General features: G+C 44.3%; 25 protein-coding genes. 8 read left to right on the forward strand and 17 right to left on the reverse strand.

Annotated features, from left to right (window positions below):
* Positions 1–28: 28 nt before the first annotated feature.
* Positions 29–1,033, reverse strand: a complete 1,005-nt coding sequence (locus tag BN1546_RS11955) for a sensor histidine kinase (protein ID WP_040102519.1) — start codon at positions 1,031–1,033, stop codon at positions 29–31.
* Positions 1,026–1,721 (reverse strand): response regulator transcription factor, encoded by a 696-nt coding sequence (locus BN1546_RS11960; protein ID WP_013373798.1) that lies wholly within the window; start codon positions 1,719–1,721, stop codon positions 1,026–1,028. The genes BN1546_RS11955 and BN1546_RS11960 overlap by 8 nt, the downstream gene beginning before the upstream one ends.
* Positions 1,722–1,888: 167 nt before the next feature.
* On the opposite strand from BN1546_RS11960, the gene BN1546_RS11965 reads away from it, so the two are divergent.
* Positions 1,889–2,518 carry a YfbR-like 5'-deoxynucleotidase gene (locus tag BN1546_RS11965; protein WP_013373797.1) on the forward strand — a complete coding sequence of 210 codons (630 nt, stop codon included), beginning with the start codon at positions 1,889–1,891 and terminating at the stop codon, positions 2,516–2,518.
* Positions 2,519–2,686: 168 nt separating this feature from the next.
* Here the strand turns inward: BN1546_RS11965 and BN1546_RS11970 are convergent, their stop codons facing one another.
* The gene (locus BN1546_RS11970; protein WP_090737623.1) at positions 2,687–3,871 is read right to left on the reverse strand and encodes an RCC1 domain-containing protein; all 1,185 of its coding nucleotides are present in this window, start codon (positions 3,869–3,871) and stop codon (positions 2,687–2,689) included.
* A 119-nt stretch (positions 3,872–3,990) separates the two neighbouring features.
* Here BN1546_RS11970 and BN1546_RS11975 point away from each other — a divergent pair, with 119 nt between their 5' ends.
* Positions 3,991–4,482 (forward strand): hypothetical protein, encoded by a 492-nt coding sequence (locus BN1546_RS11975; protein ID WP_090737625.1) that lies wholly within the window; start codon positions 3,991–3,993, stop codon positions 4,480–4,482.
* Between the two features lie 51 nt (positions 4,483–4,533).
* Here BN1546_RS11975 and BN1546_RS11980 read toward each other — a convergent pair whose 3' ends face one another.
* Positions 4,534–5,241, reverse strand: coding sequence for a phosphodiester glycosidase family protein (locus tag BN1546_RS11980; RefSeq protein WP_176702331.1), 708 nt, complete (start codon positions 5,239–5,241; stop codon positions 4,534–4,536).
* 238 nt (positions 5,242–5,479) lie between these two features.
* On the opposite strand from BN1546_RS11980, the gene BN1546_RS11985 reads away from it, so the two are divergent.
* Positions 5,480–6,466 (forward strand): aldo/keto reductase, encoded by a 987-nt coding sequence (locus tag BN1546_RS11985; RefSeq protein ID WP_090737627.1) that lies wholly within the window; start codon positions 5,480–5,482, stop codon positions 6,464–6,466.
* Between the two features lie 113 nt (positions 6,467–6,579).
* Here the strand turns inward: BN1546_RS11985 and BN1546_RS11990 are convergent, their stop codons facing one another.
* The 6 genes from BN1546_RS11990 to BN1546_RS12015 form a co-directional block, all read right to left on the reverse strand.
* On the reverse strand, positions 6,580–6,879 hold the full coding sequence (locus BN1546_RS11990; RefSeq protein ID WP_025675727.1) for a spore coat protein: 300 nt from the start codon (positions 6,877–6,879) through the stop codon (positions 6,580–6,582).
* Positions 6,880–6,883: 4 nt separating this feature from the next.
* On the reverse strand, positions 6,884–7,087 hold the full coding sequence (locus BN1546_RS27845) for a hypothetical protein (RefSeq protein ID WP_090737629.1): 204 nt from the start codon (positions 7,085–7,087) through the stop codon (positions 6,884–6,886).
* Between the two features lie 29 nt (positions 7,088–7,116).
* Entirely contained in the window at positions 7,117–8,253 is a 1,137-nt protein-coding gene (locus BN1546_RS12000; protein WP_090737631.1) for a zinc-dependent alcohol dehydrogenase, read from the reverse strand.
* Entirely contained in the window at positions 8,250–8,630 is a 381-nt protein-coding gene (locus tag BN1546_RS12005; protein ID WP_090739150.1) for a spore coat protein, read from the reverse strand. Before BN1546_RS12005 ends, BN1546_RS12000 begins: the two co-directional genes overlap by 4 nt.
* Before the next feature lie 40 nt (positions 8,631–8,670).
* Entirely contained in the window at positions 8,671–8,922 is a 252-nt protein-coding gene (locus tag BN1546_RS12010; protein ID WP_016324904.1) for a hypothetical protein, read from the reverse strand.
* Between the two features lie 73 nt (positions 8,923–8,995).
* Positions 8,996–10,534 carry an FAD-dependent oxidoreductase gene (locus BN1546_RS12015; RefSeq protein WP_090737633.1) on the reverse strand — a complete coding sequence of 513 codons (1,539 nt, stop codon included), beginning with the start codon at positions 10,532–10,534 and terminating at the stop codon, positions 8,996–8,998.
* Positions 10,535–10,691: 157 nt separating this feature from the next.
* Here BN1546_RS12015 and BN1546_RS12020 point away from each other — a divergent pair, with 157 nt between their 5' ends.
* Positions 10,692–11,360, forward strand: coding sequence for a hypothetical protein (locus BN1546_RS12020; RefSeq protein WP_090737634.1), 669 nt, complete (start codon positions 10,692–10,694; stop codon positions 11,358–11,360).
* Positions 11,361–11,581: 221 nt separating this feature from the next.
* Here the strand turns inward: BN1546_RS12020 and BN1546_RS12025 are convergent, their stop codons facing one another.
* The 3 genes from BN1546_RS12025 to BN1546_RS12035 form a co-directional block, all read right to left on the reverse strand.
* Complete coding sequence (locus tag BN1546_RS12025; protein WP_013373783.1) at positions 11,582–11,875, reverse strand: DUF1330 domain-containing protein; 294 nt, start codon at positions 11,873–11,875, stop codon at positions 11,582–11,584.
* Positions 11,876–12,014: 139 nt separating this feature from the next.
* Positions 12,015–12,386 carry a winged helix-turn-helix transcriptional regulator gene (locus BN1546_RS12030; protein ID WP_058711918.1) on the reverse strand — a complete coding sequence of 124 codons (372 nt, stop codon included), beginning with the start codon at positions 12,384–12,386 and terminating at the stop codon, positions 12,015–12,017.
* A 208-nt stretch (positions 12,387–12,594) separates the two neighbouring features.
* On the reverse strand, positions 12,595–13,218 hold the full coding sequence (locus tag BN1546_RS12035; RefSeq protein WP_013373781.1) for an acetate uptake transporter: 624 nt from the start codon (positions 13,216–13,218) through the stop codon (positions 12,595–12,597).
* A 217-nt stretch (positions 13,219–13,435) separates the two neighbouring features.
* Between BN1546_RS12035 and BN1546_RS12040 the strand changes: the two genes are divergently transcribed.
* From BN1546_RS12040 to BN1546_RS12050, 3 genes are all read left to right on the forward strand, one after another.
* Positions 13,436–13,792 carry a nucleotide excision repair endonuclease gene (locus BN1546_RS12040; RefSeq protein WP_090737638.1) on the forward strand — a complete coding sequence of 119 codons (357 nt, stop codon included), beginning with the start codon at positions 13,436–13,438 and terminating at the stop codon, positions 13,790–13,792.
* Between the two features lie 116 nt (positions 13,793–13,908).
* Positions 13,909–14,853, forward strand: a complete 945-nt coding sequence (locus tag BN1546_RS12045; RefSeq protein WP_090737640.1) for a helix-turn-helix transcriptional regulator — start codon at positions 13,909–13,911, stop codon at positions 14,851–14,853.
* 64 nt (positions 14,854–14,917) lie between these two features.
* On the forward strand, positions 14,918–15,439 hold the full coding sequence (locus BN1546_RS12050; RefSeq protein ID WP_040102530.1) for a DinB family protein: 522 nt from the start codon (positions 14,918–14,920) through the stop codon (positions 15,437–15,439).
* On the opposite strand, the gene BN1546_RS12055 is transcribed toward BN1546_RS12050, so the two are convergent.
* The 4 genes from BN1546_RS12055 to BN1546_RS12070 all read right to left on the reverse strand — a co-directional run bounded on the left by BN1546_RS12055 (position 15,372) and on the right by BN1546_RS12070 (position 17,973).
* Positions 15,372–15,908: a Crp/Fnr family transcriptional regulator gene (locus BN1546_RS12055; protein WP_013373777.1), complete on the reverse strand. Its 537-nt coding sequence runs from the start codon at positions 15,906–15,908 to the stop codon at positions 15,372–15,374. The genes BN1546_RS12050 and BN1546_RS12055 overlap by 68 nt on opposite strands.
* Positions 15,909–15,944: 36 nt before the next feature.
* Positions 15,945–16,685, reverse strand: coding sequence for an SDR family oxidoreductase (locus BN1546_RS12060; protein WP_090737642.1), 741 nt, complete (start codon positions 16,683–16,685; stop codon positions 15,945–15,947).
* A 28-nt stretch (positions 16,686–16,713) separates the two neighbouring features.
* On the reverse strand, positions 16,714–17,292 hold the full coding sequence (locus BN1546_RS12065; protein WP_090737645.1) for a TetR/AcrR family transcriptional regulator: 579 nt from the start codon (positions 17,290–17,292) through the stop codon (positions 16,714–16,716).
* A gap of 135 nt (positions 17,293–17,427) precedes the next feature.
* Entirely contained in the window at positions 17,428–17,973 is a 546-nt protein-coding gene (locus BN1546_RS12070; RefSeq protein WP_013373774.1) for a glutathione peroxidase, read from the reverse strand.
* 277 nt (positions 17,974–18,250) lie between these two features.
* On the opposite strand from BN1546_RS12070, the gene BN1546_RS12075 reads away from it, so the two are divergent.
* Positions 18,251–18,982: a YheC/YheD family protein gene (locus BN1546_RS12075; RefSeq protein ID WP_255305318.1), complete on the forward strand. Its 732-nt coding sequence runs from the start codon at positions 18,251–18,253 to the stop codon at positions 18,980–18,982.
* Positions 18,983–19,036: the final 54 nt, after the last annotated feature.

Consider the following 19,036-nt stretch of genomic DNA (forward strand, 5'->3'; position numbering starts at 1 on the left):
CAGTATATAAAAGCATGTGACATCTCTGTCACATGCTCAGCATACTTACGAAATCATTTCGTTTGGGGAAAATTAAAGTGAAGGTAGTACCCATGTTCGGTTTGGAGTGCACATCTATATGTATGAGCAGGGACTGCGCTGCCTTTTTCGTTAAATATAACCCCATGCCCGTCGAAGTATGATCAGAATGTTGGGTCGTGGATGTAAAACCTTTCTCGAAAATACGAGGTATATCCTTCGGATCAATACCGCGCCCAAAGTCTTGGACCTCAAGCTGTATTCGATCCCTTTGTTCATAGCTGTGAATGATAATATCGCTGGCATCGCTATATTTGATGGCATTGGTTAAGAGCTGTCTGATGATAAAAGCCAGCCATTTGGCATCACTTAGCACTTCCATTTGCTCAAGTCGGATGTCAAAACCGATCCCTTTTTGGATGCACCATGACTGTAATGCTTTGATTTCTTTAAAAACCAGAGATTTTAAATCCACTTGCTCGACATATAGATCATTTTCAATAAAAGATATGCGTTTGTGATGGAGCTGTTGATCCAGCAGTAAGTGAATTCGTAGCCATTCATAGGTTAACTGAGCTTTTAGGGACTTGTCGTCCAACCGCTCAATCATCAAATGCATGGTGGTTAAAGGTGTTTTTACCTCATGAATCCAGGATAGTAGTTCATCTTTTTCATGTTCAAGTGTTAGTTGATTTTGCGAGATGATCTGTTGTAACCGTTCGGTCTGGTCAGTGATTTTTTGTTCAATGATTTGCTCAAACGGACTCTCTGGTTCGCCTATACCTGTTAGTTCTAGAGGGCTCTCCCATTCTTCTAATGTGGTATAGAATTTAGTTTCTTTGAGATAGCGAATGATTAAAAAAACCAAGAAAATCATCATAGATAAGAAGACGATATAAAGGATCGGCATTAATGGAATTGCTGCATCCACATAAGCGATGAACAGGATCAGGAATTGCTGACACACAAACAGTAGAATCCAGCTCAACCTTTCCCTCAGATATTTTTTAATCATAGGCAGGTGCCTCTTCTGTAGCCATGTAGCCTTGCCCCACTTTCGTTTCAATGAAACGGCCCAAATCCAGCTCGTCCAATTTTTTACGCAGGCGGTTCAAGTTGACGGTCAGGGTGTTGTCGCTGACAAAACGTTCATCATCCCAGAGGCTTTTAATTAATTCCTCTCGTGCGACAATTTTATTTTTTTGTTCAATCAGCAGCTTCAAAATAAAAATCTCGTTCTTGGTTAATTCAATGGAGCCAGCCTCATTGGCTACTACATTTTTTTCATAATCGACCGTCGCTCCACGCCATGTTTTCAGGGAAACAGGTTCTGTATTGTAATTGTATACACGGCGAAGTGTGGCCTGTATTTTTGCAATCAGTACGTCAAAATGGAAGGGTTTTTGGATAAAATCATCCGCTCCAAGCTGCATCGACATCACCATATCCGTAGGGTGATCCCGCGATGATAAGAAGATGATCGGGACGTTAGAGTGGGATCGAATCATTCGACACCAATGAAAACCATCAAATTTCGGCAATTGAATATCAATCACGACCAGATCAGGCTTTATCGTTGTGAATTCTTGAATGACTTTACTAAAATCCTGTATACCGTACACATCATAGGCCCATTGAGTTAACCTGTCCTTTATTTCATGGAACAAAGTTTCATCATCTTCAATCAGCAAGATTTTAAACAACGATTTCACCACTTTTTAATTTTTTTATATAAAGTGTATAGCAAAATTTGTTTATGTGCTATATGGGGTTGATTCAACTTGATATTGCGATAATCTGCTGTTAATAGTTGAGGTTTATAGTTGGTTTATATCTACAATCTCATACCGTTAAAAGGATGGATGCATGGATGGGGATTCACACCTATTTTCGATCGCTAAATGAGTTGGAAAGAATTATTCGTTGTCCGGGCAAGTTTAAATTCGAGGAACATAGTGTATCGGCTCATTCCTGGAAAGTAGTACAATATGCCAAAACGCTAGCTGATATTGAAGAGAGAAACGGTGTCTGCATTGACTGGAAAAAGCTATACGAGATTACCAGCAGTCACGATTATGGGGAGATTTTTATTGGAGACATTAAGACGCCTGTTAAGCATTCCTCCAAGGAACTCCGGCTATTAATCCAGCAGGTCGAAGAAGGTATGATTGAGTATTTTATTGAAGAGAATATTCCCGAGGATTTTAAAGCGATTTTCCGCAAACAGCTAAGAGAAGGTAAAGATGATTCTGTTGAAGGTTTAATTTTAGAAGTAGCGGATAAAATGGATCAGGTGTATGAAGCATTTGCCGAGCTTCAGCGGGGAAATACGGAAAAAGAATTTATAGTCATGTACCGTAATGCACTTGTAAAAATCAAGAATATTCAATTACACTGCGTTGAATATTTTTTGGAAAATATCCTACCAGATATGGTAAAGGAAGAAACGCCTTCATCCATTGATATCAAAAAGATTACGGAAGAGGCCTTAGCTCTGTAAATAAATTTCCTTACCATCTTTCAGAAGCTGTGAAGCGCTTCTGTTCATACATAATCATAGGCTTATTTGTAATAAGCAGCTCCTAAGTAAAATTAAAGAGCCAAAGCAGCAGTTGATTGAACTGCTACTTTGGCTTCTTTTAGATTGAGAAGCACGGAAGAGCTATGCTTATTTTGAAAATGGATTCGGGAAGTTGGTTTTAGTGGCTGCATTTTGTTGCTTGGTATTGCCAATTCCCAGTTCACCATTTCTATTAAATCCCCAGGACCAGACCGTCCCATCGGCTGTCAAAGCATGGGAGTGGGTTCCTGCTGCACTGAATGCTACTACATCGGTTAGTGGCGTGTTTGTGTCATCTACAACTTGGGATGGGACTTTAACAGAAAATACATCGGTCCCGTCACCTACCTGTCCTTCATTATTAGTTCCCCAACCCCAAAGAGTTCCGTCATTTTTCAGCGCGAAAGTTTGGGTTTTGCCTGCCTTCAGTCTATTTACGTCGGAAATGTTGATCAATACAGGTGATCTTCTAAAGGTAGAGGTTCCATCCCCCAGCTTACCAGAAGTATTGCTACCCGAAGCGTATACTTCCCCGCTGTTCGTTAATACATAAATACGGTCAGCTCCAGCGGTAAAGGTTTTGATATCATCAATTCGGTATTGAACAGGGGTAAGCTGGTTTTCTTTATCGTCCTGTCCCAGAGCGCCATCATAACCACGCCCCCATACCCATAACTGATTATTTTTGTCTAGAGCTGCGCCAAAACTGTCACCAGCGTCAATGGCTACAATATCTTCTAAGCCTTGTACCTGGACAGGCTTAACGGAAAAGGCGGAAACTCCTTTGGTGCCAATGCCCAGTTGCCCAAAGTTGTTTTCTCCATAAGCCCACACCGTACCGTCATTTTTGAGGGCAAGTGTAAATTGACCTCCTGCTCTCACTTCCTTAACATTATCAATATATTTGTTTTTAACAGGGACTCTTGCCGTATCCCGCTTGTTCCCCGTTCCTAGTTCGCCGTAACTTGCAAACCCCCAAGACCAGATCGTTCCGTCTTTTTTGAGCAAGGTTGAGTGCAAATCACCAGCATCAATCATAGCGATGTCAGATACATCTGCTTGTATCGGGCTTGTTTTATTATTCCCTCCGCCAGCGCCCACGCCGAGCTTGCCATTGCCGTTACTTCCCGTTGCGTAAAATGAAGATCCATCTTCCATAGCCAAGTAAGCGTTAGTGGTCCCTGCTGAAAGCAAATGGTCGTAATTCACGGCAGAATCGGCGCTTGCCGTAATGGAGCTCCCCACTAGAAGTGTTGATGCGGCAAGAGCGGTTAGAGCGAGTTTTTTTAACATATAAACTACACACCTTTCGAAATAGTAATGGATGAATACATGATGAAAGCAACCAAATTGTTCCTGTCACGTCTTATTAGTAAGTCGCAAATGATAAACCAGATTAGGGAGGACCACTGATGAAAAAAGGAGTTTTTGTCCTAGTCTTACTTGTATCAGCCTTATTGTCGGCATGTTCTAAAACGGAATCGGCGTCGCCAGTTAAACAACCTGATACAAATGAAGTGGTGGCTCAATCCATTTTTGATTTAGAACGCCTGGAAAGCACAACGGTATACACGGGGCGTGCTAAAATTAAAAGCATCGAAAAAATGGATAGAGAGATCGAACAACCATTGGCAGCCCCCAGCATGGATTATATGATCCGATTTGAACAGCCGGTTCAATTTGCTCAAGAACTACCTCAAAGTGAAGATCCAACGGAGAAGCCTATCCAATCGGTCTATATATCCGTTCCAGACACACATATTTATAAGCAGATGGATGGTCAGCGGAGGCAATTAATCCGTCCGGCAGAATTACAGGTGGGGCAATCCATTGAAGTCTCCTATGTGTACCCTGTAACACCTGTTTTCCTAGCATTGGAAGTGGTCGTGCTGGATGATTTGTAGAGGAGGAGGCCAGTAAGGCCTCCTTACTTCCTATGGAGCACGTCATAAGGCTTAGGTGATGTTAATAAGTTTCACCATGTTGTAGATATAACGTGTTTGCTCATATTTGACCATAGTGCCTGCAGAATTTTTGACCTGAATGCCGGACGAGCCTCCACCATCCAGAAGAATGGCTTCGAAGCAATCCTGCTTGATAAAATAGTTGCGAAGTTGTTTCAGCGTCGCATTTTCATGAACAACCAGGTAGACCTGCCAAATGTTATTGACGACTTTGAAGCCCAAGCCTGTCCGTCCGATGGATTCGGTGTATCGCAAGGTTCCATTCAGATCGAAATTTTCAATCTCTTTCAGCTCCTTGAGCCATACTTCTTCCTCATTCTTCAGTGACAGACTACCGCCGCTAATAATGGATTTGTACTTAATGGTCGTTCCCATTTGTTTTTTGAGATCCGTCACACTTGAAGTACGGGTAATCCCTATTTTTGTTTTGTTGCTTTCCGTAAAAATAAATGCAGTACCTCGACTATTCTCTTTGGCATTTGCCTTAATATCGTGAGTGTTATTAGGTGTCACCGCAATGGATAAACCTTGAGTCGGTGGTTTTGTGGTGCTGATAGGGTAAAAGAAGCCCCCATTAATCCCGTAATCGGTTTGCTGTGTGATCCGGCTTCGAATATTTTTATTTTGGATATTCGAAGCTGGCGTAATGATCACATGGAAACCATCAGACGTTTTGGTGTAAGAGTAGTTTGCTGGCATGGGAAACCTCCAATTAGATGATTTTGAAACAGAATCTCGCGCGATAATTCGTTTCTCATATATATAGGAAATTTACAGCTGTCTTTTACAACCCGGAAATCAAATTTTTCTAAAAAAATTTGAAACATCATATACAAGAAACCACTTGACTTAAAGTTAACTTTAAGTAGTAACATACTGGGTGTGACGTGGTGATTAGGAAATACGTAACTATTCTGACAATTTGGGAGTGATAGAATTGAAAAAGAAACAACTGGGTAACAGCGAGCTTCAAGTATCTGCACTGGGTCTGGGCTGCATGGGAATGTCCGAGTATTATGGTGAGTTGGATGATCAGGAATCGATCAAAACGCTTTATCGTGCGTTGGAGTTGGGGATCAACTTCTGGGATACAGCCGATGTGTACGGTGTGGGGAAAAATGAAAAACTGATCAGTCAAGTCCTGCGCAGCCACCGGGATGAGATAGTGTTGGCTACCAAATTCTCTATTATGCGCGGAGAGGATGGGGGATTCCTGGGTGTCAGCGGCCGTCCTGAATATGTAAAACAGGCATGTGATCGCAGCCTGCTGAGATTGGGTGTAGATGTGATTGATTTGTACTACCAGCACCGTGTTGACCCGAATGTGCCTATTGAAGAAACGGTAGGTGCGATGAGTGATCTGGTTCAAGCGGGAAAAGTCCGCTATCTGGGGCTATCCGAAGCGTCTCCTGCACTGATCAGACGTGCTCACAAGGTACACCCGATTACAGCGTTGCAAACAGAATACTCCTTATGGAGCCGGGAAGCGGAAGATAAGGTTATACCCACATGTAAGGAGCTGGGCATCGAATTTGTGGCCTACAGTCCACTGGGCCGCGGCTTTTTGAGTGGGCAAATTCAGAAGTTTGATGATTTTGCAGAAGATGATTTCCGTCGCACGGTGCCGCGTTTTCAGCCTGAGAATTTCCAGAAGAATCTGGATCTCGTGCAGCATGTTAAGGATCTTGCGGCTCAAAAAGGAGTCAAGCCTTCTCAGCTTGCTTTGGCCTGGCTGCTTGCGCAAGAGGGAATTGTACCGATTCCCGGTACTAAACGGGTCACGTATTTAGAGGAAAATGCAGGAGCAGTGAATGTGGGCTTGTCCGCAGAGGAAATGGAGACTATTAACGCAATCATCCCCAAAGGAATGGCAGCGGGCCTTCGTTACCCGGCAGAGCGGATGCCAAATTGGCAAGCGGAATAATGAAGAAAATGAGATAAACCAAAAGCCGTCTTTACGCGAATTAGCGGGAAGACGGCTTTGTTGGTTTCATAGATAAGCCAGTGCGTGCATTGTATCATGCCGGGGGCATCGTTTTACAAAACAGGAGCTTGTAATGCAGTGTTGATATTTTGCAGATCCATCGACAGCTGCTCGTTTACGTTCCATGGGTGATACCAACCGCGTTCGATCATATACGTTGAAATTTGCTCATGCATATCAATAGCTTCATCCAGTTGTTTTATAAGCATAGCCTTAATTTCTGGAGTTCCCGCTTCCGTTACAGCCATAGCGTAATTTCTCACACCACTTTTGGCGGTGTTTAAAAAATCGGCAGCAATCATTTGGTCTGTTAACATATTCAGTCCGGTCAAATATTCCAGAAGTATGTTCATTTCTTTACCTCCTTGATGACGAGGCTTGATTTAAAACGTTACCCAGCTCTTGCAATTGGCGTGTTGTTAGGTCAACATCCTTTTGCAATATGGCTTTGAGGACCGGATCTGAGATCAAGGCTTGCATGGTTTTAGATTTGGTAAGACAGACTGTTTTGAATGCCGACAATTCATGGACTTCAAGTGTTTCGTGCAGGCCATACACCATATAATATTTACCTCCAGTCCAATTGATAGTTAAGGTTTAAGTACAACTTTGATGCAATTGTCTTGTCTGGTATCGAAAATTTCATATCCACGTTTGGCGTCGCTTAGCGGAATGACGTGTGTGACAACGTCCCCCGGGTCAACCTTCCCTGTATCGATCAGCTCATACATGTAAGGCATATAGTGAATCACAGGAGCCTGTCCAGTACGCAAATTAATATTTCGCTGAAAAATGTCTCCCATCGGAAAACCGTTATATCGACCGCCGTATACCCCGGTAACTTGAATCGTGCCGCCTTTGCGGACCGCCTGTGTAGCTATGACCAAGCCTCCTAAAGCCCCACCGTGAAGTTTAAGACCGGAAGCCAAGGATTCCAGCGGAGACATTTTGCCGCTCATGCCGGAGCAGTCAATAACCACGTCCGCGCCTCCTTTGGTCATCTCCTTGAGGTAGCTGCCGATGTTTTCTTGGGATTCCACATTAACGATTTCTACGTGATTGGTGCGCTTCGCGTGTTGCAGACGATAATCCAGATAGTCTGCTGCAATGACTCGTTTTGCCCCTTTGAACCAGGCGAATTTCTGCGCCAACAGACCTACCGGCCCGCAGCCTATAACAATGACCGTATCCCCGTCCTTCACTCCGGCGTTATCGACACTCCAGAATGCAGTAGTCATGGCATCAGCGATCAGACAAAGCTTCTCGTCTGAATGTTCGCAACTCTCCGGAATTTTGAAATGAGTGAAATTGGCAAAAGGTACACGTAAATATTCTGCTTGTCCACCCGGATATCCACCGGTTGTGCCGGAATAACCAAAAAAAGCACCCATCTCTCCATTTTCATTCGAATGATCACATTGGCTTTCCAATTGGTTTTTACAATAAAAGCATTCACCGCACGCGATGTTGAACGGAATGATCACGCGGTCTCCCTTTTTCAATTTGGTTACGCCGCTGCCGACTTCTTCTACAACACCCATCGGCTCATGTCCAATGACGAAATTCTCTTGTAAATTCGGAATCATTCCGTGAAGAAGATGCAGATCTGAACCACAAATAGCGGTTGTCGTCAGTCTGACAATCGCATCGTCGGCTTTTTGAATACGTGGGTCAGGAACCTCCTTGACCGCAACGTTTTTGATACCTTGGTAGGTCACTGCCTTCATGCCTGACTCCCCCCAATATGTTCATCCGGCGTGCGATCAAACATACCTTTGCGGGTGGTATCGTCTGGGAACAGTTTCATATTGCTAATGTCCACCGTCTTATTGGCTGACAGTTGATCCAATTGATATTGCTTTTGCAGATCATAGGGATGAAACCATTTTTTTCGTACCATAAGATCGGTAATTTCCTGATGAAGCGCAATGCCTTGATGCAGTTGATTGCGCAATAGGGTTCTGGCATCGGTAGAGACAGTTTCTGTCAAAGCTATTGCTGTGTTCCGAACCCCTTCCTTGACGCGAACCAGAAAATCCATTGCAAGGGTCGTGTCTGCCATTTCGGGCATATTTAATGAGTTTTTTGGGTCCACATAATCCATTTTAGCGGACTGGGTCTGGTTAGGTGTCACATCATTCACCTCAATTTAAAATTGGTGTTGGGCGGAAGTCAGGAACAGGCGCTTGAAACGGTGCTTTAGCATAGATTGCTTGCAAATCGGCAATAGCCTGAATAGATTGCTGAACATCTTTTTCCATTAAATCCTTTAGCTCTTGATCGAATACTAAGCCCTGCATTAATTTGGACTTTGCTAAACATAACGTTTTGAAGTTAAGCACTTCATGGATCTCTAGGGACTCATGCGCCGCTAATGTAGGCTGTTGGCTTATCATAGGCTCACCTTTCTTTTATGATTCTAGAAGGTATGTTGTCCAGCATAACTAGGTTTATTCCGAAAGGATCGTGCTATTCGGCTTCAACCTTGCCAAGTGCTTTTTTAGCGGGGCCTTCAATTACTTCGCCTTGATATGAAAAGCGTGAGCCATGACATGGGCAATCCCATGTTCTTTCGGCCTCGTTCCAGTCAACTTCACAGCCCATATGGGTGCACGTAGTGTCCACCAGGTGCAGTGCTCCTTGTGGATCTCGATATGCGCCCGCCCTTTTGCCGTTTACCCGGACGACTGCCCCTTCGTCTTGCTGGAGTTCTTCGGCTTTTTTATAGCTGATTTCCAGCTTACCAGCAATTAAGTGCTTCGCCACATTCGCATTTTGAGTTACAAATGTTTTAATGTCAGGGTCTGCATGAAATCTTGAAGGGGAGAAAAGATCCTGATACGGGCTTTCCTTTCTGGTTATCAGATTCGTATTTAATAAAGCTGCCGCGACACTTGTCGTCATCCCCCATTTTCTATAACCCGTAGCAACGAAGATGTTAGAAACATCGGATAATTCCTGCCCGATATAAGGGAGCTTGTCTAACGAGTACAGGTCCTGTGCCGACCAGCGATAGACGATTTCCTTTAATCCAAATGTTTGCTCTGCAAACTTTTCTAAAGCTTCATAGTATTGAAATGTGCAGATTCCTTGACCCGTTTTGTGGCCTTCGCCACCGACGATGACCATCGGTTCACCGTTTATTAGTACAGAGCGAAGCGAACGTTTGGGGGTTTCCGCACTTATGTACATACCACCCGGATAGGTTTTGTCCGTCTTGACCGCTAGTACATAAGACCGCTCGGCATGCAATCGCGCAAAATAAAGACTGTTTGGATCATTGAACGGAAAATGAGAGGAGGATACGACATAGTTGCAGGTAATCTTGTGCCCGTCGCTTGTATTAATAATAGAGGGGGTTCCTTTATCCACACCCACAACGGTGGTCTGTTCATAAATCTTCCCGCCTTGCCGGATGACTTGATTGGCTAGATACCTTAAGAAAGGAATCGGATTAAACTGAGCTTGGTTTTCCATCATAATAGCTGCTTTAGTTGAAAAGGGCAGAGGCGTTTGTTCGACATAACTTCCCGGGATGCCAAGTTCCTTGTAAGCTTTATATTCGTCGTTGATTTTTTCCACATGCGTATCCGCACATGTATAAACGTAGGCATCTTCTTCTGTGAATTGACAATCGATATGATACTCTTCTACCGTTTGTCTGATGAATTCAAGAGCATCGCGGTTAGCTTCATAATAGAGTTGGGTTTTCTCTTTACCAAAATGCGAGAGGAACTCGCTATAGATCAAATCATGTTGTGCGGTAATTTTGGCGGTGGTATGGCCCGTTGTTCCATGAAGTATCCGCCCTGCGTCAACGACTGCGACGTTTAGTCCTTTTTTAGAAAGTAAATAAGCAGTGGTAATACCGGTGATCCCCGCACCTACAATAGCAACATCCACCTGAATATCTTCATTAAGCTTGGGGAAATTGGGGACGTCAGTTGAAGCTAACCAATACGATTCTGGAAATTGCGGGAAGGTCGTACGACACTCGTCTTGTTTCATTTTCACAAGCACCCCTTTGATTACAATTATTGTATACATTGTTATCCTTGTATGATTTTATATACCCAAAAAAGGGATACTTTCAGCCAGCTTTCATCTTGTTTTCAGCTTGACCGGGTACAATCAAGGCAATTTTCCCGGGGAGGAATGCATAACAATGAAAACAAAGATGAAAAAGACGGTTTGGATTCCGGCAATCATCGCAGTTACGGTAGCGGCTCTACTCGTAATCTACTATTACTACATGTCCTCGGTTTCCGGCGGCAAGCCTGGCATGCGACCTCCGGGAGGCGGCAATGTAGCAGGGCACATGGGCGGACGTCCCGACGGAAAAGGTGGTGGGGGAAACGGGGAAATATTTAATACCTTGGGCACGATCTCCGTTTTTCTTGGGGCGGCCTCTTTCTGTTGGTTCTGGTTTAAGAAGAAACTGAGATCGCCGTCAATGTTGGTTCGAAAGGCCGGAAAGTTGTTTCACTCCTTGCATAAACTGCTGGGTTGGGCGACCTTGATTCTTATTGCCGTTCATGGCGTCTATTTCCTGATTACCAAACTTCAAGATCACAAAACCTACTCCGGCCTAGCAGCCTTTGCTATTATAGTGGCAATCTCCGGGTACGGCTTCTATATTAATAAAGTACGTAACAAGTGGATGCGAACCATCCATCGTATACTTGGACTGCTGTGGGTTCCCGTGCTGCTGCTACATGTAGGCGGAACAGTAATTATGGCGGTCATCGCCACTCTTGCCGTGGGGGTACTAGTCTGGACACTCGACAGAATGGCGGAAAAAACGATGAAGCCTGTCGCAGGGGACACTCTATAATTTTATGGAATGGTGTTACCTTCATGTGGGGGAGAACAAGATGCTGGCGGAGGCGGTTGATATATTGGTTGCGGTTACATTCTTTACGTTGTATTACAAACTCCTACGTTCTTAATAGGACGTAGGAGTTTGTTTTATTTAAAGAGTATGAAATAAAACAAGCTAGTTACCTAATTCGAGTGCGAATTGTCCTAGTATATGAAAAGTAGCAGAACAGAAGTTTATGCTCTTCCGTTAACCAGAATAACGTTAGCTTGAGTTCCTGATTGACGCAGCTTAATTAAGGGCGCGTAGTCATCGGAATAATAGAACTGCTTGGCAGCCTCGTAAGTCGGGAATTCGTGAACTACGACTATTGACGGCTTCCATGTGCCTTCCAGTGTCTCGGGCTGTGGATCTAGCGTAAGGTTGCGGAATCCCGGAACTTCCTGCAGCAGCGCATCTGCTAGCTCTGCGTATTGTTTGAAAACAGCTTCTTCCTCTACTTTTATATCTACGATAACATATGCGCTCATATCCATTCTCCTCTGTATGTCGGACGGTGATCATACGTCCTAGGATTTCGCCGGCGAGCATCTTTAGCTTAATCCGACACGCGGAGATTGTAAATTAGGCACTTTTTTTATCCTCAGTTTCATTTATTACACCGGTTCGTTATTTCAGGTTTGAAAAGTCGGAGAGATGATGCTCGGCCTGAAACCGTTCTCCCCAAGCCTTCATTTGGGTGAGTATTGACTCAAGCGAAGCTCCGAGCGGGGTTAGCGAGTATTCCACTTTAGGCGGAACAAGGTGATGAACTTCACGGTGAATGAGATTGTCTGCTTCTAACTCTCGTAGTTGGAGGGTCAGCATTTTTTGAGTGGCCGTGGGAAGTGCCCGCCGCAGTTCTTGAAACCGCTTAGTTCCACCCAGCAATTCGTACAGAATGATTCCTTTCCACTTTCCGCCGATAATGCTCAAGGTTACTTCCACCGGACAGCCTTTAGTCGGCGTGCAATTAACTCCATTGTTCAGCCGTTTTCTCAACCATATCATCCCCTTTCACTTTGTTATTATACCAATATTATACTTGGCAGTTTAGTTCAGATACAGTGATCCAAGGCAGCACTTGACTTCAAGTTAACTTTAATAAGCAGCATCTAGTAGCAAGCCGAGTAATTCCAGCCTTATATCCCCAAAGCTGTCTTAACGCGGATCGGCGCGAAAGGTGGCTTTGGGGGGCATACATATGCAGCTAAGGACGTGGTTTGAAGATGCCGAAAGGACGTCCTACAGGCAGGAATGTACGGCCAAAATGTGCATTCAGAACAGCAGCTCCTGTACCGTACAGCGAGAGTAGACCAATGCCCATTTCAGCATAAGCAGCGATGGTGTGGAACACCTCTGGGGCGATGCCGAATGCATCGAAGCTAAGGCCGAGGAACAGAAAATCAATCAACACAAAAATAAAAAATAGAACCTTGTGCGTCTCCATGGCTCCAATGGTCATGAAGAGCGTAAAGATGAGATAGCCGGCAAAGGCAACGCCGAGCTGCCTACCATCCACCGCTGATGCCAGCTCTGAGCCGAATACGCCCATTTTAATCATCCAGCTACTAGCTACGGCTAACCAGAAGAAGGCGTAAGCGCCAAATGCCGTCATGCCAAAGGTGTTGTTATGCTTCGCATCCTGAATGCAGGCAAACAGCTGTGCAAAGGCACCCAGGAAGATAGCCCAAGGAATAATAAAGCTCAAGCCCTCGGTGAGACCAAGCTTTTGGGATGAAGCTACAAGCGTTACAATGGCCAAGCCAAACAGGCCGATCGCGCTCGGATCGGCCGTTATGATTTTTACGTTAGAATGAGATTCATTTTGCATGAAAAAATAGAAGCCTCCAATAATATTTAGGTACGTGTCAATCTGCCGATGCCAGAATCACACTGACATATTGTAACGGAAACCAACCTACTCCGCATAGTAGGGAAATCATAAAATTCCTCCCGATCTGTTAGTAATGGGGCAAGAATTTATGGAATGGTGTTACCTTCATCTTTGTGGTAATATTTACACCTATATAGAATGAGGAAGTGACATAGTGATTAATATAACGATTCCAACTCCGGATATCACAATTACCAAACAGGTTAACCCTGAGCTCAGCCATATTTATGGATTTACAGATTTCCACCTGATTCCTAGAGATAAGGCTGGTATCTTTATGTTCTACAATGCACAGGAGGAATTACTGTTCGTTGGTAAAGCAAGAAAGTTAAGACCCAGAATCAAAAAGCATTTTGAAGATAACGTATCGCCGATCAAGGCTAATCGGAACGAAGTGGCGATTATTGAGGTCTGTATTGTGGAAGATGCGGTAGATCGTGAAATTTATGAAACCTACATCATCAATTCGCAAAAGGCTAAATATAACGTTGAAAAAGTGTTTTATAAGTAACAAAGCAACAAGCAGCTACTTTATAAAAAAAGAGCAATAAGCCGCAGTCGTGCACTGCCCTTATTGCTCTTTTAAATTCGTGCATTTAGATCCTCTCAAGGACGGGGCGATATAGTATGAACAAAACCGACCGCTTGCTGGCTATCTTGCTAGAGTTACAAAGTAAGGATATTATACGGGCCGAGGATTTAGCGGCGATTTTCGAAACGAGTGTGAGAACGATCTATCGGGATATTCAGGCTCTCAGCGAATCGGGCGTACCGATTGTAGGAGCACCGGGTATTGGATATTCTTTGATGGAGGGATACTTCCTGCCTCCTGTAAGCTTTACTGTAGAAGAGGCTGTAGCGCTGCTAATCGGAACAGATTTTGTCGAACAAAAATTTGATACAGACTATGGCATGAAGGCGCAAACTTCACGCAGAAAAATCGAAGCTATTTTACCAGAGAGCGTTCGCAGGGAAGTTGCCCAGGTGCGAACGACTATCAGACTGCTGGCGGTGGATAAAGGAACAAACCATACAGAGAAAGCCTATTTGGAAACGCTGCGCATCGCTGTATTGGCTAAACAGAAGGTTCGGTTTGGTTACTCCAAAAAAATGCCAGAGGCTGACGGGAATCGCCAAAGTGTGCGTGTGGTCGCTCCTTATGGTCTTGTACTGCTGCATGGTTCGTGGGTTTTGATTGGACAATGCGAATTGCGGCAACAGCTGCGCCATTTCCGTTTGTCGCGTATGAACGATCTGATCATGCTGGAGGACGGTTATCAGTTGCCTATTGATTTTAATTTGCAGGATTACAAGCAATCCGATGACCGCCACATAAATGTTCACATACAAGTCCGTTCGGATATTGTAGATAAAGTGAAGGAAGCGAACCATTTTTACATGGAGTCCATGGAGGAGCGTGAGGATGGAATCCATGTATTTTTCCGTGTTAGACACCTAGAGGAATTACTATCATGGATACTTGGTTGGGGTGCAGATGTGGTAGTGCTGGAGCCTGAATCGCTTCGCGAGCGTGTCCGGACAGAAGTGGAAAAAATGTTGAAATGCTACTGACATAATGCTGTCAGTAGCATTCTTGTATAGTAAAGCTACTTTGATAGAGAGGGGCATTTACTATATGAATACAAGCGAAACATTACAGCGTTTTGAAGAGACGGCACAGCACTATCTTCTTGAATTGGACAGCTTTAGCCTGGAGCAATTGCAGTACACACCGCAGGAGGGACAATGGTCGCTTGGACAAATGTATCTTCATTTGGTGAACTCTGCTCTTTATATGCATCTTAGGAATATAGATCTTTGTCTACAGTCTAATGGAGAAAAAGGGACTAAAACGGAGGCGGGCACAACCGCATTTAACTTGGGAAGCTATCCACCCATACGTATTCAAGTCCCACCATCTCCGCAGTATACTCCCCCCCAACCGACGAGCAAAGAAGAGATTGCAGAAGGATTAAACGTGGTGATCCGTAAAATGAGAGAGATTGAGCCAACCGTTGAGAAATCAACAGGGTCGTCTACTTCTCCTCATCCCGGATTTGGCGCGTTGAATGCGGGAGAGTGGTTTAGACTCATCGAGATGCATTATCGTCACCATCTTTTGCAGATGGAGCGCTTGAAGCACGCAATAGTCGGTTAATTGTCTCCCGGCGTAGCCCGATGAACTGCCCGATTTCCTCCTGCGTCAATACGTCTGTTAACGTAGCGGGTGCGATGTAGGAGTGGAACCAGCGTTGAAGCTTCCGAAGCTTCTCGGCAGGCGATACCTCTGTGAGCTGGTCAATTCGTTGCTGCATCATGCGTAGCTTATCCTGTAGCTGCAAAGCGATGGCTCGACATTGAGCCGGGTCTTGCTCCAGCTTCAGGTACCATTCTTTTTGCGACAGAACCTCAATCTCTGAGGTGACCAGCGCCATCGCGGTACCATAATAGGGATTGGGACTGATGAGGGAGTGGTGCGGGATGATTTCATCGGGCACAATTACATTAACTAAAATTTGCGAGCCGTCTTCATGGACTCGGATAATTTTTAACAGGCCGCTTTTTAAGTGATATAAAGGGCCAGTTTCCCCTTGTCGAAATAAGGTCTCGCCTTTGTGTAATATCATGAACGTGTATAGCCTCCATTTCATGTATTCCAGCTTTTAGATGAACCCGCCATTGACGCGGATGGTCTGTCCGGTAACCCACTGCGATTTAGCGCTGACCAGAAACTCAATCACATCAGCGATATCTTCCGGTTCACCGAGACGACCCATAGCATTCATTTTCTTCATGCCTTCGATCTGCTGCTCTGTTTTTCCTGCTTGAAAAAGCTCTGTGTTGACAGGGCCGGGAGCCACGGCATTGATCGTAATTTGCCTGCTTCCGAACTCCTTGGCCAGCTGACGGGTAAATTGCTCCACCGCGCCTTTCGTACCCGCGTATACGCTATAAGCCGGAAACATTTGTCCGATCACGGATGTGGACAGGTTTACGATTCTCCCGTAATTCTCCATGTATTTCATCGCTTGCTGACAGGCAAAGAAGGTACCTTTTACATTCAGCGCGAATTGTTGGTCAAAATCAGCTTCGGTCACCTCAGCCAGAGGTTTGGTAATCATCAGCCCGGCGTTGTTAACCAGAATATCTACTTTGCCGAATTCAGCAATCGTATTGGTAAATAAGGCTTCAATATCGCTCATCTTGCCCAGATCAGCGTGGAGAGCTATGGCTTTTCCGCCTTTTTGAATAATGCCTGCTACAACTTCTTTAGCTCTATCCGGACTGTTGACATAATTGACAACTACAGCAGCACCTAGATCAACCAGCTGCTCAGCAATGGCACGTCCAATTCCCCTGGATGAGCCAGTGATAATTGCTATTTTCCCATCCAAATGCTTCATATGTGCTCAGCCTTCTTTCCAAATATTTTTAAGATATCCCTTTTTCTAAAAGCATCCACACTTCTGAAAACTCCTGATCAATCGTCGGACTCTTCCATTCGTAAGCATGTGCGGGATGATGGAAACGGGTTGTGGCATAGAAAAGCGTACGCGCCAGTTGGATCGGCTGATCCGTTGTAATGCCCCCACGCACAATAATGTCAGCGAGCTGATCCACAATGTGGGCGATATGCTGGTCGATTAAATCCGCGGCTTGCTCGGTGACCCGAGTATACATCCCGAACATTTCCTCGTCATCGCGGGCATAATACTGCTTAAGCTCGATCAAGGTCTGTATATATCGTTTTAAGTGCGGTATTCCTAGCACAGATGAATCCTGGCATATCTTCGTTAACGGATCGATTATCTTTTCATTTAGCCATTTTTCGGTCACGCCTTCAAGAAGCTCGGCTTTACTTTTAAAGTGTCGGTAAATAGTGCCGTGACTTACTCCTAATACTTTGGCAACATCCGTCACGGAGCTTTTAGCTACACCAAAACGCCTAAGTATGTCTTCTGTAGCAATGAGAATCTGTTCCTTGGTCAGTATATCTGAGGATTTTTCCATAGAGACACGGTTAACTTACCGTGTGAGTCACCTCCTTGAAGTCAGGATAACACAACGAGTATCAAATGACAAATATTCGTTTTTGTCATTTGATACTCGTTTTTTTAAAAGAATCCAAAGAAGTGACCAGAAAAACTACAATAGCGATTCGATGACAGGATCAATAGCACAGGGCGCTGTTGTTACTTCAAATCTGCCTTTTACATGGCCATCACGGTTAATCAGGAATTTGGAAAAATTCCACTTGATACCGTCGCCGACGTATATTTCTGGATATTTATCCCGTAAGAAATCATCCATCCATTGACCGTCTTTGGTCTGGGTATCAAAGCCTTGAAAAGGTGACTGTTGGGTCAGATATTGAAATAAAGGATGAGCAGATAAGCCTCTTACATCCGTCTTCTCAAATAGTGGGAAGGTTAATCCATGGTTATTTTGGCAGAATGTCTGAACCTCCGAATTGCTACCCGGCTCTTTTTCATTGAATTGGTTACAAGGAAACGCAAGGATTTCAAAACCTTGTTCCCTCCGTCTTTCATAGAGCTTTTGCAGATCAGCGAATTGACTGGAGAAGCTACACATGCTGGCAGTGTTTACAATAAGGAGAACCTTACCTCTATAGTTTGAGAATTCAATCGGTTTCCCGTTGATTAAGGTTGCTTGAAAATCATAAACAGACAAGTTAACATTCCTCCTCACGTTATTTTATACACATCGTATATCCAGAATTGCTATTGGTCTAATATATTATTGGAATCAACTTTATAGGCATTTACAATAACCCCGTCATGTAAAGATACATTGTCCATCTATCTTTTGAAATCAAAGGAGGCTTGACATAGGAAATAGGAGATTCGCTTCTTACATAGCAAACTGTGGCATTCGCCGTTACCAAGATAGAATATAGATGCATATTCATGTAGTGTGTGCAAAAACCCAACAGAATCGAGGGATATTCGTGCCCATTGGAAAGATGATTCAATACAAGGAAATGCAACAACATCCCATTTTACGCTCGCACTTGCCCGAAACCCGCTGGATTACGAATGCAAGGACTTTACGGATGCTGGATACCTATCGCACAGTCTTCATCAAGCCTAATTATGGGAGTGGGGGAACCGGCATCATACGCGCGAAAAAGGTAGGGAGGAGATATGAAGTTCGTTGCGGCTCCAGTCGCAGAGTCGTTAGATCCCACGCCGTAAGAAGAGCAATTAGAAGCTACCGAAGACCTCATCGTCGTTATTTGGTACAGCAAGGACTCAAGTTAGCCAAATACAAAGGTTCGATTTTTGATGCCAGAGTGTATATGCAGAAGCCAGACTCGGAATGGGTTATCTCAGGGATAACCGGCCGTGTCGCTGCACCTCGAAAGGTCGTTACCAACTATCGGAAGGGAGGACATGCGGCGCCGTTGTCCAAAGTGCTTTTAAGGGTTTTTAAAAATGACAGAGCAAAAATGAAAGAGATTTTGGACCAGATCATCGAGCTTTCTAGAATTATTGCCGACACGATTGACAAAAATCATCCGGTTCGCGAGCTGGGCATCGATCTTGCTGTTGAGAAGAGTGGCCAAATCTGGATTATCGAGGCCAATCCGCATCCCGGACATATGTTATTCAGGCAGCTCCCTAATCATAAGATGATTCGCAACATTTTGAGAAACAAACGTCGTATTCATTATCATTAGGATAAAGTGTTTTAAAGCAGCACTCTAATATCAGAACGGCAACATTTCAAGGTA

Origin of the sequence: Paenibacillus sp. Mc5Re-14, assembly GCF_001049835.1 — a bacterium.
Lineage (GTDB): Bacteria > Bacillota > Bacilli > Paenibacillales > Paenibacillaceae > Paenibacillus > Paenibacillus polymyxa_C.